The 14,654-nt window shown below is 59.1% G+C and carries 18 protein-coding genes; 14 read left to right on the forward strand and 4 right to left on the reverse strand.

From position 1 onward, the window contains the following. Positions 1–55 precede the first annotated feature (55 nt). The 4 genes from ACXAF5_RS10035 to ACXAF5_RS10050 form a co-directional block, all read right to left on the reverse strand. Positions 56–385 carry a DMT family transporter gene (locus ACXAF5_RS10035; RefSeq protein WP_239320283.1) on the reverse strand — a complete coding sequence of 110 codons (330 nt, stop codon included), beginning with the start codon at positions 383–385 and terminating at the stop codon, positions 56–58. 131 nt (positions 386–516) lie between these two features. After that, a complete protein-coding gene (locus ACXAF5_RS10040) occupies positions 517–1,683 on the reverse strand; it encodes an HD domain-containing protein (RefSeq protein WP_474946484.1) in 1,167 nt (388 codons plus the stop codon). After that, complete coding sequence (locus tag ACXAF5_RS10045) at positions 1,680–1,928, reverse strand: hypothetical protein (RefSeq protein ID WP_239320276.1); 249 nt, start codon at positions 1,926–1,928, stop codon at positions 1,680–1,682. The genes ACXAF5_RS10040 and ACXAF5_RS10045 overlap by 4 nt, the downstream gene beginning before the upstream one ends. Continuing rightward, entirely contained in the window at positions 1,928–2,581 is a 654-nt protein-coding gene (locus ACXAF5_RS10050) for an alpha/beta hydrolase (RefSeq protein ID WP_239320273.1), read from the reverse strand. The genes ACXAF5_RS10045 and ACXAF5_RS10050 overlap by 1 nt, the downstream gene beginning before the upstream one ends. 183 nt (positions 2,582–2,764) lie before the next feature. Between ACXAF5_RS10050 and iscR the strand changes: the two genes are divergently transcribed. The 14 genes from iscR to ACXAF5_RS10120 all read left to right on the forward strand — a co-directional run bounded on the left by iscR (position 2,765) and on the right by ACXAF5_RS10120 (position 14,568). Beyond that, positions 2,765–3,223 carry a Fe-S cluster assembly transcriptional regulator IscR gene (iscR, locus tag ACXAF5_RS10055; protein WP_239320272.1) on the forward strand — a complete coding sequence of 153 codons (459 nt, stop codon included), beginning with the start codon at positions 2,765–2,767 and terminating at the stop codon, positions 3,221–3,223. 64 nt (positions 3,224–3,287) lie between these two features. Then, on the forward strand, positions 3,288–4,331 hold the full coding sequence (locus tag ACXAF5_RS10060; RefSeq protein ID WP_474946485.1) for a cysteine desulfurase family protein: 1,044 nt from the start codon (positions 3,288–3,290) through the stop codon (positions 4,329–4,331). A gap of 15 nt (positions 4,332–4,346) precedes the next feature. After that, complete coding sequence (gene sufB / locus ACXAF5_RS10065; RefSeq protein ID WP_239320268.1) at positions 4,347–5,867, forward strand: Fe-S cluster assembly protein SufB; 1,521 nt, start codon at positions 4,347–4,349, stop codon at positions 5,865–5,867. Between the two features lie 38 nt (positions 5,868–5,905). Continuing rightward, positions 5,906–6,220 (forward strand): heavy metal-binding domain-containing protein, encoded by a 315-nt coding sequence (locus tag ACXAF5_RS10070; protein WP_239320266.1) that lies wholly within the window; start codon positions 5,906–5,908, stop codon positions 6,218–6,220. Positions 6,221–6,289: 69 nt separating this feature from the next. Further along, positions 6,290–7,045, forward strand: coding sequence for a Fe-S cluster assembly ATPase SufC (gene sufC / locus ACXAF5_RS10075; RefSeq protein WP_239320264.1), 756 nt, complete (start codon positions 6,290–6,292; stop codon positions 7,043–7,045). Next, the gene (locus ACXAF5_RS10080) at positions 7,045–8,325 is read left to right on the forward strand and encodes a SufB/SufD family protein (RefSeq protein ID WP_474946486.1); all 1,281 of its coding nucleotides are present in this window, start codon (positions 7,045–7,047) and stop codon (positions 8,323–8,325) included. The genes sufC and ACXAF5_RS10080 overlap by 1 nt, the downstream gene beginning before the upstream one ends. An 8-nt stretch (positions 8,326–8,333) precedes the next feature. Continuing rightward, positions 8,334–8,819, forward strand: coding sequence for a YIP1 family protein (locus tag ACXAF5_RS10085; RefSeq protein ID WP_474946487.1), 486 nt, complete (start codon positions 8,334–8,336; stop codon positions 8,817–8,819). Then, positions 8,819–9,397 carry a YIP1 family protein gene (locus ACXAF5_RS10090; RefSeq protein WP_474946488.1) on the forward strand — a complete coding sequence of 193 codons (579 nt, stop codon included), beginning with the start codon at positions 8,819–8,821 and terminating at the stop codon, positions 9,395–9,397. Before ACXAF5_RS10085 ends, ACXAF5_RS10090 begins: the two co-directional genes overlap by 1 nt. Beyond that, positions 9,390–10,610, forward strand: coding sequence for a cysteine desulfurase (locus ACXAF5_RS10095; protein ID WP_474946489.1), 1,221 nt, complete (start codon positions 9,390–9,392; stop codon positions 10,608–10,610). Before ACXAF5_RS10090 ends, ACXAF5_RS10095 begins: the two co-directional genes overlap by 8 nt. Before the next feature lie 101 nt (positions 10,611–10,711). Next, the gene (locus ACXAF5_RS10100; protein ID WP_474946490.1) at positions 10,712–10,927 is read left to right on the forward strand and encodes a hypothetical protein; all 216 of its coding nucleotides are present in this window, start codon (positions 10,712–10,714) and stop codon (positions 10,925–10,927) included. Continuing rightward, positions 10,927–11,838 carry a hypothetical protein gene (locus tag ACXAF5_RS10105; RefSeq protein ID WP_474946491.1) on the forward strand — a complete coding sequence of 304 codons (912 nt, stop codon included), beginning with the start codon at positions 10,927–10,929 and terminating at the stop codon, positions 11,836–11,838. Before ACXAF5_RS10100 ends, ACXAF5_RS10105 begins: the two co-directional genes overlap by 1 nt. Before the next feature lie 49 nt (positions 11,839–11,887). Further along, on the forward strand, positions 11,888–13,477 hold the full coding sequence (locus ACXAF5_RS10110; RefSeq protein WP_474946492.1) for a hypothetical protein: 1,590 nt from the start codon (positions 11,888–11,890) through the stop codon (positions 13,475–13,477). A gap of 49 nt (positions 13,478–13,526) precedes the next feature. Then, the gene (locus ACXAF5_RS10115; protein ID WP_474946493.1) at positions 13,527–14,048 is read left to right on the forward strand and encodes a hypothetical protein; all 522 of its coding nucleotides are present in this window, start codon (positions 13,527–13,529) and stop codon (positions 14,046–14,048) included. Further along, entirely contained in the window at positions 14,038–14,568 is a 531-nt protein-coding gene (locus tag ACXAF5_RS10120; protein ID WP_474946494.1) for a M15 family metallopeptidase domain-containing protein, read from the forward strand. Before ACXAF5_RS10115 ends, ACXAF5_RS10120 begins: the two co-directional genes overlap by 11 nt. Positions 14,569–14,654: the final 86 nt, after the last annotated feature.

Here is a 14,654-nt window from a genome sequence, read left to right on the forward strand (position 1 = left end):
GTTGCCCGCGCAACCGTCGCTGCGCTGCCGCACCCTGTGGCGCCGGGACAGGCGGTCAGTGGCCGGAACTGGCGGAGAACAGATGGATGATCAGGATGCCGCAGATGATCATCGCCATCCCGGCAAGTGCAGGCAGATCAATGCGTTGGCCAAAGACGATAAAGCCGATCGCCGCAATCAGCACGATGCCAAGGCCCGACCAGATGGCATAGACGATGCCAACGGGCATGAATTTCAGCGTCAGGCTCATCAGAAAGAATGATGCCCCATAGGCCACGACAACAATGACCGAGGGCAGCAGCCGGGTGAACTGCTGGCTGGCCTGAAGGGCGGTGGTGCCAATGGTTTCGGCCAGCACGGCGGCCATCAGGTAGAGATAATGCATGACGTGTCCTCTTGCCTCATGAGGCCGTCCTGGGCCGGGGGGGGCTGGCGGCAGGCCTGTCAAATCCTGCCTTGCGCGCCGACGCAAGAGGGGAATTCCGTGAACCGCGTTTGACCTGCACCGCGCGGGTGTCACAGCCTGCCGCGTTCGGCAAACCATGGCAGCAGGAGGGCGCGCACATGGGCCCAGACCTCTGGTGCGCCACGGGCGATCTTGTCTCCAACGCGGCTTTCGAGCTGAGGCAGGGTGACATCATATTCGACCCAACTGCCGCCGCCGGTGGCGATGTTCAACAGCACCGGCTGCACCCGGTCGATGGATTTCGCAAAGATGGCGTCGCTGCTCATCGCGGCTTCGAATTCCTGCCAGATCTTCAGGCACTCTGCGGCCTGAGCATCGGGCAGCAGGCCAAAGATGCGCTGCGCGGCCGCCAGTTCCTCCGCCTCGATCCGGGCAAGCGCAGCAGCGTCGAGCGTCGAGTGGATCGGCACATCTCCGGCATCGATCTCCACCAGATCGTGTAGCAGGAGCATGGTCAGCACCCGCGTCACATCGACCTGCGCAATGCTGTGCGGGGCCAGGATCCACGCATAGAGCATGATGTGCCAACTGTGTTCGGCAGAGTTCTCAAAACGCGTGTCGGAGGCAATGCGAGAGGCCCGCAGGATGGATTTCAACCGGTCCGCCTCGGACAGGAACGCCAGCCTTGCAGCAAAATCAAGATCGCTGACCTCTGCGCCATTCATGAGTTCAAGCGCCGCCGCATAGGCCTCGGGAAAGCGGTCCTTCAGGGTGGTTGCGCGGCCGGTGGTCAGGTTTTCACGGACCACGCGCAAATGATCCTTGGGAGGCGAAACAGCGCAAAGCGTTTGAAAGATCGGCTGGCAGTAGTCCAGCGCTTTTGCAAAGCGCGCATCGGCGCTTTCTGCGGCCTCGAATTCCTGCCAGCAGGCTTGCAGTGCGGTGGCCTGCGGATCGGGCAGGAGGCCAAAGATCCGTTTTTGTGCGCGTTCTTCGGCTGCAGCGACCGCGCTCCAGTCTGTGGGTTCATCAATGGGATGATCGCCAACGTCGATTTCGACGATGTCATGCAGCAGAAGCATCTGCATGACCCGCGGGATGGACACCGCGGGCGGTGCATAGGGCGCAAAGGCCAGCGCATAGAGCGCCAGGTGCCAGCTGTGTTCCGCCGAGTTCTCGACCCGGCTGCCATCGAGCAGGAGATTCTGCCGCTCCACCTCGCGCAGCCTTTCGATTTCAGAGAGGAATTCGAACTGCTGCACAAGATGGGTCGTCATGATCGGTTTTTTGCCTCTGCTTCAAGCGCGGCCTTTGCGGCCTCTAATCGTTTGCCGAGAAAATCGCGCGCCTTGCGTTCTGCAAGGCGAATCCGAACCTCTGTCAGAAAGGCTTCTTCGAGAGATTGGGACGCCGCCCCGAGAACCTGGGCGACCTCCATGAACAGACGGTCCTCGCCGAGCGCATCCTGGACCTTGATGGTGTCCTCCGCCAACTGTGCGGCCAGCGTGTCCAGGCTCGACATCAGCGGCTGCTTTCGGTGAGGCGCCGCTTTACATAATCGGAGACATTGCCGATCATCGTGTCCATATGCGGCTCCTGGAAGAAGTGATCCGCGCCCTCGATCTCATCATGGGTGATGGTGATGCCCTTCTGCTCGTGCAGCTTGTTCACAAGGCTCACGGTATCGGCGGGCGGCGCCACGCGGTCGGCGGTGCCATTGATGATCAGGCCGGAGGACGGGCAGGGCGCCAGGAAGGAAAAGTCATACATGTTCGCCGGCGGGGCAACCGAGATGAACCCGGTGATTTCCGGACGACGCATCAACAGCTGCATGCCGATCCAGGCGCCAAAGGAGAAGCCCGCAACCCAGCAATGTTTGGAGTTGTTGTTCATCGACTGGAGATAATCGAGGGCCGAGGCCGCATCCGACAGCTCGCCAACGCCCTGATCGTATTCGCCCTGCGACCGGCCCACGCCACGGAAATTGAACCGCAGAACAGTGAAGCCCATGTTGTAGAACGCATAGTGGAGGTTGTAGACCACCTTGTTGTTCATGGTCCCGCCGAATTGCGGGTGCGGATGCAGCACGATGGCGATCGGTGCGTCCTTTTCCTTTTGCGGGTGATAACGGCCTTCCAGCCGTCCTTCGGGTCCGGGAAAAATGACCTCAGGCATGGGTGGGTGGATCCTACTCTTTTTGGCGGGGATGTCGGAGAGATATGCTTGACGAAATCTCTCTGACATCTTAGAACAATTCTAAAGAGGCGCAGGTGGGCACCGGCACCTTGTCAAGCTGAGATACGCATTGACAGGGGTATCGTCAATCATTTGCTGCCTTTTCGGTGAAAGGGTGAGCAGATGAAGCTTTCGACAAAGGGCCGCTATGCAATGGTCGCGCTGGCGGATATTGCGCTGCAACCGGCCGAGGGGCTGGTGGTTCTGGCAGACATATCGAAACGTCAGGCGATTTCCCTGCCTTATTTGGAGCAGCTGTTTGTCAAGCTGCGGCGCGCCGGATTGGTGGCCTCGGTGCGCGGCCCCGGCGGCGGGTACCGGTTGGCACGTCCGGCGTCGGAGATCCGGGTGGTGGAAATCCTGGCTGCTGTTGATGAGACCGTTGATGCCATGCACAAAGGGGCCGGGGTGTCCGGTGGCTCTTGCGGCAGCCGGGCGCAATCCCTGACCAATCGCCTGTGGGAGGGGCTGAGCGCGCATGTCTATGTGTTCCTGCACCAGACCCGCCTGTCCGATGTGATCGAAAACGACCTCGCGCCCTGTCCGGCGGTTCCAAATCTCTTCTCGGTGGTGGATGAATAGCCGGTCCTGACAGGACACATCCGCCGATCACCCAGCCCAGTGGCCAATTCTAAAAGATGACTCCATGACCCGTGTTTATCTTGATCACAATGCCACATCGCCGCTGCGCCCAGAAGCGCAGGCCGCGATGGTCGCGGCGATGGGTGTCAGTGGCAATCCGTCCTCTGTGCATGCCGAGGGGCGTGCGGCGAAGGCGATCATCGAACGTGCCCGGGCTCAGGTGGCTGCCGCCTTTGGGGCCGAGGGCGCGGATGTGGTCTTTACCTCCGGGTCGACAGAGGGGGCAGCACTGGCCCTCGCCGGGCGCGACCTGCATGGGTCCGCGCTTGAACATGATGCTGTAAGAGCTTGGACCAAAGAGGATTTGTCTGTCGATGCCTCTGGTCGCGTGCAGGTTACCGACCCGCAGACCTCTTGCGTGCAGCTGGCCAACTCCGAAACCGGCATTATCCAGGATCTGCCCGACGGGCTCGCGGTGACGGATGCGACGCAGGCCTTTGGCAAACTGCCGGTGGCGTTCAACTGGATGGGCGCGACCATGGCGCTGATCTCGGCGCACAAGCTTGGCGGGCCCAAGGGCATTGGTGCCGTGGTGCTCAAACGCGGGACGGATCTCGCTGCGCAGATCAAAGGCGGCGGTCAGGAGATGGGACGCCGGTCCGGGACGGAAAATGTGATTGGAATCGCAGGGTTTGGCGCCGCAGCTGAAGCGGCGTCCAGGGACCTCGACAGCGGGGTTTGGGACCGGGTTGCAGAAATTAGAAATATTCTAGAAAAGGCGCTTGCGGCGGAGTGCCCAGACACTATTTTTGTGGGCAAGGATGCGCGTCGCCTGCCCAATACCTCTTGTTTCGCCACCCCTGGATGGAAAGGCGAGACGCAGGTCATGCAGATGGATCTGGCGGGGTTCGCGATCAGCGCGGGCAGCGCCTGCTCCAGCGGCAAGGTGCGCGCCAGCGCGGTTCTGACCGCAATGGGATATGACGAGACGACGGCCCAGGGTGCGATCCGCGTATCGCTCGGGCCGCAGACGACGGAAACGGATGTGCTGCGCTTTGCTGAAAGCTGGTGCGCCAAACAGAAGAAACATCGCGCCCGTTCGGCGTGAGGTGAGGAGAAGACGATGGCCGCTCTGGACCAATTCGAAGCCAAGGAAGGCGTTGATCAGGAAACCGTGGATGCGGTGCGCGAGGTCAGCACCTATAAATACGGTTGGGAAACCGATATCGAGATGGAATACGCCCCCAAGGGCGTCAACCCGGATATCGTGCGCCTGATTTCCGAAAAGAACGAAGAGCCGGAGTGGATGACCGAATGGCGTCTGCAGGCCTTCGAACGCTGGACCGGCATGGTCGAACCGGACTGGGCGATGGTGGAATATCCTGAAATCAACTTTCAGGATCAATACTACTATGCCCGGCCCAAGAGTATGGAAGAAAAGCCCAAGTCGCTCGACGAGGTCGATCCGAAGCTGCTCGCCACATACGAAAAGCTCGGCATCCCGTTGAAAGAGCAAATGATTCTTGCGGGCGTCGAGGGGGCCGAAGATGCGCCGTCCGAAGGCCGCAAGGTCGCCGTGGACGCGGTGTTCGACTCCGTTTCCGTCGGGACCACCTTTCAGGACGAGCTGAAAAAAGCGGGCGTGATCTTCTGTTCGATCTCCGAAGCGATCCGCGAACACCCCGAACTGGTGAAGAAATACCTCGGCACCGTGGTGCCGGTGTCGGACAACTTCTACGCGACGCTGAATTCGGCCGTGTTCTCTGATGGTTCGTTCGTCTACGTGCCGCCGGGCGTGCGCTGCCCGATGGAGCTCAGCACCTATTTCCGCATCAACGCGGAAAACACCGGCCAGTTCGAGCGCACCCTGATCATCGCGGACAAAGGCAGCTATGTCAGCTATTTGGAAGGCTGTACTGCACCGCAGCGCGACACCGCGCAGCTGCATGCCGCCGTGGTCGAGATCATCGTCGAAGAAGACGCCGAAGTGAAATACTCCACCGTGCAGAACTGGTTCCCCGGGGATGAGAACGGCAAGGGCGGCATCTACAACTTCGTGACCAAACGCGCCGATTGCCGTGGCGACCGCGCCAAGGTGATGTGGACCCAGGTCGAGACCGGCTCTGCCGTGACTTGGAAATACCCCTCCTGCATCCTGCGCGGCGAGGAAAGCCAGGGCGAGTTCTACTCGATCGCCATCGCCAACAACTACCAGCAGGCCGACACCGGCACCAAGATGATCCATCTGGGCAAGAACACCAAGAGCCGGATCGTCTCCAAGGGCATCTCTGCCGGCAAGGCGCAGAACACCTACCGCGGTCTGGTCTCGATGCACCCGAAGGCGAAAAACTCGCGCAACTACACCCAGTGCGACAGCTTGCTGATCGGTGATAAATGCGGGGCGCACACGGTGCCTTATATCGAGGTGAAGAACAACTCCTCGCGCTGCGAACACGAGGCGACCACTTCCAAGGTGGATGACGATCAGCTGTTCTACTGCCGCCAGCGTGGCATGGACGAGGAAGAGGCGGTTGCACTGGTTGTGAACGGTTTCTGCAAGGACGTGCTGCAAGCACTGCCGATGGAATTTGCAATGGAAGCACAGCAACTGGTTGCGATTTCGCTTGAAGGATCTGTTGGCTGATGTCCGGCCCCTGGCAAGGACGAAAAGGAGACCGCACCATGATCGTGACGACCACTGGCACCGTTGAGGGCTACCAGATCGCCGAATACAAGGGCATCGTCGTGGGCGAGGCGATCATGGGCGCCAATGTGGTCCGTGATGTCTTTGCCCAGATCACCGACATTGTTGGTGGCAGATCAGGCGCTTATGAGAGCAAGCTGCAAGACGCACGCGAGACGGCGCTGAACGAGCTGGAAGACCGCGCCCGCGCCCTTGGTGCGAATGCGGTCGTCGGCGTTGACCTCGACTATGAGGTTGTCGGTCAATCCATGTTGATGGTCTCGGCCAGCGGCACCGCCGTGGTGATCGGATAAGAATTTCGCCCCGAGGGGTATGGGAACACGAGGCACAAAGGTGTCTCATCGATACAAGACGAGGAAAAAATGCTCGAAATCAAAAACCTGCACGTGAAACTTGAGGAAGAAGACAAGCAGATCCTCAAAGGTGTGAACCTCACCGTCGAAGCTGGCAAGGTGCATGCGATCATGGGGCCGAACGGCTCTGGCAAATCCACGCTGTCCTATGTGCTGTCGGGCAAGGATGGCTACGAGGTCACCGAGGGCTCCGCCTCCTTGCTGGGTGAGGAGCTGCTGGAGCTGGAGCCGGAAGAGCGCGCGGCGCTTGGCGTATTCCTGGCGTTCCAATACCCGGTCGAAATCCCGGGTGTCGGCAACATGACCTTTCTGCGCACCGCGGTAAACGCGCAGCGCAAGGCGCGTGGCGAGGAGGAGCTGTCGGCGGCGGATTTCCTCAAGCATGTGCGCGAGAAGGCCAAGGAGCTGAAGATCGACGCCGAAATGCTGAAACGCCCGGTCAATGTCGGCTTCTCCGGTGGTGAGAAAAAGCGGAACGAAATCCTGCAGATGGCGATGCTGGAGCCCAAAATGTGCATCCTGGACGAGACCGACTCCGGCCTCGACGTGGATGCGATGAAACTGGTGGCCGATGGTGTGAACGCGCTGCGTGACGAAGGCCGCGGCTTCCTTGTCATCACCCACTACCAGCGCCTGCTGGATCACATCAAACCAGACGTCGTGCACATCATGGCCGACGGCCGCATCGTCAAGACCGGCGGCCCCGAGCTGGCGCTCGAGGTGGAAAACAACGGTTACGCAGACATCATGTCCGAGGTGGCGTAATGGCACTTCCAGAGCTGAAACAATCGACGACCGAGGCGCGCCTTTCTGCCTTGTCATTGCCCGAGGGCGGCTGCCTTGATGCGGCGCGCCGGGCGGCGGTGGCGCGGGTTCAAACGATGGGCCTGCCGGATCGCCGTGACGAATATTGGAAATACACCCGTCCGGATACGCTGACGGCTGTGCAGGCGCCGACTGCGACCGTGTTCGACAGTGGTGAGCCGCCGATGTTCGACACCTTTGATCGCATCCGCATTGTCTTTGTCGACGGTGTCTTTGATGCCGAAGCCTCCGACGATCTTTCGCTGGAGGGGGTGAGCATTGAGCGCCTTGCCGAAATCCAGGGTAAAGATATCCACTGGGCCAAGGACATATACGGCGTTCTTGAAGCGCGCGGACAAACGCCGGTGCAGCGCCCGCTGGCCGCGCTCAACACCGCGTTTGCAACCGATGGCGTGGTCATTCACGTCACCGGCACGCCGTCCAAACCGATCAATCTGGTCTATCGCCACGAGAATGAATCCTCCGACGCGATCCTGCACCATGTGATCAAGGTGGACAGCGGCGCCGAGGCCACGATCCTTGAAAACGGGCCTGCCGCTTCGCGCTTCAACAAGGCGATGGAAATCGACATTGCGGACAATGGCACGCTGCATCTGGTGCGCGCGCAGGGCCGCGATCATGAACGCCGTGCGGCGACGCATCTGTTTGCGCGCCTGGGGCAGGAATCCGTTTTCAAGAGCTTCACGCTCACCGTGAATGGCGTGTTGACGCGCAACGAAGCCGTGGTTGAGTTCCTTGGCGATGACGCCGTGGCGCATGTCGCCGGGGCCTGCGTTGGGGACGGTGATTTTCATCACGACGATACGGTGTTTGTCACCCATGACGCGGTGAATTGCGAGAGCCGTCAGGTTTTCAAGAAGGTTCTTCGCAACGGCGCAACCGGCGTGTTCCAGGGCAAGATCCTGGTGAAGGAAGGCGCGCAAAAGACGGATGGCTATCAGATTTCTCAGTCGCTGCTGCTGGATGACGACAGCCAGTTCCTCGCCAAGCCAGAACTTGAGATCTATGCCGATGACGTGGCCTGTTCCCATGGGTCCACCTCGGGTGCGATCGACGAGGACGGGCTGTTCTACCTGCGCTCGCGCGGCGTTCCCGAGAGCGAGGCAACCGACCTGATGACCCTGGCGTTCCTGGCCGAGGCGGTGGCCGAGATCGAAAGCGATGATATCGCCGCCAGTATCAACGACCGCCTCTATGGCTGGCTCGCGCGTCGGCGCTGAGGTCCGGCATGGCTGTGACGGCAGACATTACGGCAACCTATCGGGGGCCGCGCAAGGTGATTGCGCGGCTTCTGTCGATGGGGCACCGTGAAGATCGACTTTTGGCTTTTCTGATGGGGGCTTGTGCGTTGATGTTCATCGCGCAGATGCCGCGTCTCGCCCGCGAGGCGCATCTGACCGGACAGGACCTCAACATGCTGCTGGGCGGCGCGCTGCTGGGCATCATCTTTATCGCGCCGCTGGCGCTTTATGCGTTTGCCTGGCTTTCGCATATGCTGGTGCGTGTCCTGGGCGGGCAGGGCGATGGGTTCAGGGGCCGTCTGGCACTGTTCTGGGCCTTCCTGGCGTCGACGCCGATCCTGCTGTTGAACGGGCTTGTGGCCGGGTTCATCGGCTCGGGCCCGGCGCTGAATGGCGTTGGTCTTTTGTGGCTGGCTGTGTTCCTCTGGTTCTGGCTCTCCGGCCTGCGCGAAGCCTATTGGGGACAGGCATGATGGATTTCAAAGCCCTGGCGATCGAGACAATCACAAACCCTGCGCAGGCGGCGCGTTCCGTTCTGGCCCAGAGGTTTGAGGCCGACGTGGTCTGGACCGGCTTTGGCCTGACGGTCGTGCTGAGCGTCTTTCTCTATGCGTTGCAGGCCCAGCTGCTCGGCCTGCCATCAAACGCCTTGTTTCCCAACCTCAGCCCGGCACTCTTTGGCGGCTTTCTGGTGGTGTTGCAGTTGGGCTATGCCATCTGTTCCGTGACCATTGGCAGATGGATGGGCGGGCAGGCGGCATTTGTGCCGTTCTTTGCCCTGCTGGTGTGGCTGCGATTTGTGAATATCGCTGTGCAAGCCATTGCAATCGTTCTTGTATTTATCGTTCCGCCTGTTGCTGCGATTTTGAACCTGGTCGCCGCCATCTATGGGATCTATGTGTTGGCCCACTTCACCAACGAAGGCCTTGGTCTCAACGCGCTCGGAAAATCGCTCGGTGTGATCTTTATGGCTGGCCTTGGCGCGATGACTGCCGTGCTGATCCTGATGGGGCTGTTTGCTCCCACAATCCTGGAGACGTCCAATGTATGATGTCGAAAAAATCAGATCCGACTTCCCGATCCTCTCGCGAGAGGTGAACGGCAAGCCGCTGACCTATCTCGACAACGGCGCATCGGCGCAAAAGCCGAGCTGCGTGATCGACGCCGTGACCAAAGCTTATGCGGAAGAATATTCCAATGTTCACCGAGGCTTGCACTATCTGTCTAATCTCGCGACAGAGAAATACGAAGGCGTGCGCGGTATCATCGCCCGGTTCCTGAATGCCGCGCATGAGGACCATATTGTCCTGAATTCCGGCACCACCGAAGGCATCAATCTCGTGGCCTATGGCTGGGCCATGCCGCAACTCCAGGCGGGCGATGAGATCATCCTGTCTGTGATGGAGCATCATGCCAATATCGTTCCCTGGCATTTCCTGCGCGAGCGTCAGGGGGTTGTGCTGAAATGGGTCGAAACCGACGCCGACGGCAGCCTTGATCCGCAGAAGGTGCTGGATGCCATTACGCCGCGAACAAAACTGATCGCAATCACCCAGTGTTCCAATGTTCTGGGGACCGTTGTTGATGTGAAAACCATCACGTCCGGAGCCCATGACAAAGGTGTGCCAGTGCTGGTGGATGGATCTCAGGGCGCCGTGCACATGCCCGTTGATGTGCAGGATCTCGGGTGCGATTTCTATGCGATCACCGGACACAAGCTCTATGGGCCGTCGGCTTCGGGTGCGATCTATATCCGGCCGGAGCGTATGGCCGAGATGCGGCCATTCATCGGCGGTGGCGATATGATCAAGGAGGTCTCCAGGGATCGCGTGATCTACAATGATCCGCCGATGAAGTTCGAGGCCGGAACGCCGGGGATCGTCCAGACCATCGGCTTTGGTGTCGCGCTGGAGTATCTGATGGATATCGGCATGTCACAGATTGCTGCGCATGAGGCGGATCTTCGCGACTATGCGACGGCACGTTTCCAGGGGCTCAACTGGTTGAACATCCAGGGGCATGCTCCTGGCAAGGCAGCGATTTTCAGCCTCACGCTCGAAGGTGCAGCGCATGCGCATGACATTTCGACGATCCTCGACAAGAAAGGCGTTGCGGTGCGCGCCGGTCACCATTGTGCCGGTCCGCTCATGGATCATCTGGGTGTAACGGCGACCTGTCGCGCGTCGTTTGGGATGTACAACACGCGGGCCGAAGTGGATCGACTGGTCGACGCCCTTGAGCTCGCGCACGAGCTATTCGCGTAGGAAATAGGTGCTGTGACATGCCGTTTGCGCATGTCACAGCACAAAATATTTACATAATACTGATTATGCGACTTTCTCAACCCTAGGTAGAGGAAGAGCGAATGAAATGGCTCGTAAATCAGTACCTCGTCCCCGTCGCAAAGCGGCTCGGCGGACAAACCGGAGCTGCTCTTGTGGCGCTCGGCATGGCCGAGGCACACGAAAGCGCGGTAGCAGCCGTGGTCGCGTGGCTCATCGTAACCGCAGTTGAGGCTGTGTTTGACAAACGCAGCCGCGACCACCTCATACACCGGGTCAAGACCTACGGTGCGCCATGATGGAGCAACTCATCGTAATCGCGGTGCTGTTGCTCCTGTTGCTCTGCTGTTTCGTCCCTCGGGATGAAACGCAATGCAATTTCATTGGCGCGGCGATTGGCGCGGTCGCTGGACTGATTGGTGGTCGCGCAGACCGAAGAGCGCAACGCGAAGCCAACGAGGCGAACCGCCCTGTTAATCAGGTGCGCGAATGGGAAGAAGCCGGGATAAATCCTCTCTTTGGGATTAGCTCCGGCGGCTATATCCCGCATCAGGCAGCACAAATCGGCGATAGCTACGCGACAGCCGGTGCGCGTTTCGGTCAAGCGATTGACGCTGTTCGGGCTGAAAAGATTGAGCAAACGGAGTTAAAGCAGGAAAACCGCGAACTCCGCGAAAAGCTTGACGAACTTGCCACACCACGTGTCCCCTCTTATATGTCGCAATACGGGGCGATTATGCCTCTGCCGAGACAAGGGGACATCGATGTTAGCTCCGACGTGGCTAATAGCCGTAATAATCGCGCTACCGGCGGTCGCACTGGTTACGGTTATCGTTCTACTGGGTCGAAAACTGGTACGCATGACCCGGCGCTAGACTATCAAGCGCCAGACTACGGCGTTATTCAGGCTGACGGTGCAGGTTCAACCAGCATCGTGACCAACCCCGGGTATGTGGAGCATCTGGGGCAGTTCTATGGTGATGAGGTCGCCGATTTTGAAGGCGCCTTAAACTACGCCAAGGATTGGTGGTACGGACAAGTTAAAGGCGATGCCTATTTCCCCGGCTGGGGATGGGAAAGCCAAATCCTCCGACCAAAATCGCGACCAGCATCAGTAAGCTATCGCGCTAACAGACCCCCAAAAGCCAACACGAAAACAAAGGCGTACCGCGACTTCATGAAGGACGCGTACCCGACTGTTTTTGACTGATCGCGCAATTCTGCGCGGCCAGTAACCTATTGTCTCAAGGAAAAACACGATGTTGAAATCATCAACTGCAAAGAACGCCATTGCGACCGCATTTGACGGGCGTCGGCGGCTCCGGATGTGGAGCAACACCCATTTCGGAGGGATTGAAGCCGTCAAGGCAATGCCCTTGGCCATGTGTCGTTTCCGACCCGATGAAGGCGGGGCCGTGACAACAAAACTCAACGTCAAGCTGGCCCCTGTCAGCGGCTATATGCGTTCCAAAGCATATGTCGATGTTGTCCAGGTGTTTGTTCCCTATCAGGCTATCGAAAAGCTTGAGCTTGAGAGTGAAGATGCAGGCGTGACAGAAATGACGCGCCGCCGGTTGATGGCCGGTGAAGGGATTGGCTTTGAGACGGGACCCGGAGTGGCGGGTGTTTCACTCGCTGCCAATATTCACCCCAAGCGCGTCGGTGCCGATCAGGTTGTGTCGAAGACCGTGCGCCTCGCCTACATTTGCGCAATCAACCATTTGCGTAAGGCGGCGTATTACAATGCGGATCTGCTCGAAAAGACAGAGACCAATTTTGCGCCGGCCGTTCTTACCGCGAACGTGCTTGAGCGGTTCGATGGGGTTCTTGATCCTGAACGTCTTATCGATGGCGCGATCAATCTGACGGGCGAGTTGCCCATTAAGGGGATTGGTCAGAACGCCGAGCATGCCGCGGTGAGTACCAATCTACGCGAGACGGGCGGCGATGAGCGCGCCACCATGGGCTGGGTTGACGATCATGAAGGTCAAGCGGGCATTGTGGTGGAGGAAGACCCGGAAAATCCGGGCTATCCGAAGGTTACGGCCAATCTGGACGGGGTCAGCGAATTGACCCTCCGCGACATGATCGAGAGCCAAAAGCTTGATGGTCTTGTTCGTCAGTTTGCGCAGATGATCAAGAATGACCCTATCAACGGCGAGGAAGTCGTTGAACGGGCGCTCTACGGCATTTCGGTGGATTATGACCACAACTGTCAAGTGATGTACCGGAACGTGTACGAACTGACCGCAGGCCATACGCGTCCCACCGATGGCGCATCGATCAATGATGTGTCTGCACATTTCGAGTTGAACGATGAATTTGCCACTGTCGTGCCGCGTTCGGAACTCGGAGGGCAGCTTGTGACCATTGTCATGGTCAAGCCGCTTGAGACGCTCGACTATCAGCCAGACCCGGCACAGACCGAGGTTTGGGGGCTGGTCAATCGTGTTCATGATGAAACTGAACTCGAAGAAAAGCTGCTTACACGTCGCGATGTCGAGAGCAGCGTTCTGCCCGCTGAAGCTGATCAGCCCGCGTTCTGGGTCGGCCATAACCGGCTCGAACATGAATACGGCACGCATGGCGCAAATCTCCTTTTGACCAATGGCGTCGAGATGAAATCGACCATGTGGACTTATGCGCTGCCAACATCGGTGACGCCGGAGAACATCAACTATCCCCCGGAGGGGATTGATATGTATCCGTTCTACAACTGGAACGGGGCGCATGCCGAGTACACGATTTCGCAGCGTGCGGCGATTTCCACCTCTCTTGCGAAGGGTCCGACCCCGGTCGAACGTATCCAGTTGTTCCACGACGACCCGTCTCTCGTCCACGACGACTGAACCTAAAGGGGGCCATTGGCCCCCTGCCCTCTGAAACAAGGAAAATCACATGTACGATCAAGAGATTGAAAACGAACAGCACAAATGCCTTTGCCGCAATGCGCTTGTTCATGCCGTGATCTGGCCCCTTGGGGACGATCCGCAAGTAACCTTGATTGACGCCGACGGTGTCATTCAAGGTATTGTCCCGATTTCTGAGCCGACAAAGGGTCAGCATTTCAACAGCATGGTCCCGCAGGGATATTCGCTTGAAGTCCAAGATTGCAGCGTCGTCAGTATGTCCGGCAAGCTGCTCGTGACGACCGTCGGCGAATTTGACACAGCGGTCGTTACCGAGCGCGCGGAGCTCACGTATGAGGAACGCATGCAGCGACTCGAGCGCACCGCTTACCGGCAGCAGCTGGAGCAAGCGCGACGCGAACGCGAGCGCGAGCTCGAAATCGAAGAGCTGCGCAGCCAGCTTGCCGAGCGCGACCGCGACCGCGAGCGCGATGAACCGGCCACTGTGGTCGAAGAACCAGAGGAAGCACCCTCACAGGACGAACAGGAGGGCGCAGACGATGGCAAATGATCCAGCCATGGGGGAACCCCGCAAGCGCATCACACGCATGCGCTATGACGTCGGCCCGATGGGCTTTCTCTCCGACCAAATTATGAAGGAGATGCAGCGCGCCGGTTATCCGGTGCGCGAATTCAACCTGTACCGATCACCGGAGGAACAGGACCGCATGCACGCCCGGCGAGTCAGTCGCGCCCGGCGGTTCCAGAGTTCGCACCAGTACTATGCCGCCTCGGACCTGATCCATGAAAAATGGGCATGGTTTCACCCGTTACAACCGGGTGTCCCCGACGGGCGCCAATTCTGGTTGCGGCTTTGGGATTGCGTCGAAGTCGTTGGCGAGAAGTACAACGTCGAATTCAGCGACAAACTGGAATGGGATCCAGCCCATATCCAGCTTGAAAATTGGCGTGAATTCAAAGACGTGGTCGGTGAAGCTGAACCGAACCGCACGCAACTTGACTGGTATTTCCAGATCACGTTGCCCGCTGTCTGGAAACAGCACCTCCGCAGTCAGGCCCGCGTCGCCTGAGTGCAATGCAACGGCCCCGCTACATCGGGGCCGTTGCGCCCGATACACCCCTTGTTCCTGTATACATTTAATGACACCCCCGGACT

The sequence above is a fragment of the Epibacterium sp. ABV4_022 genome (assembly GCF_056159345.1).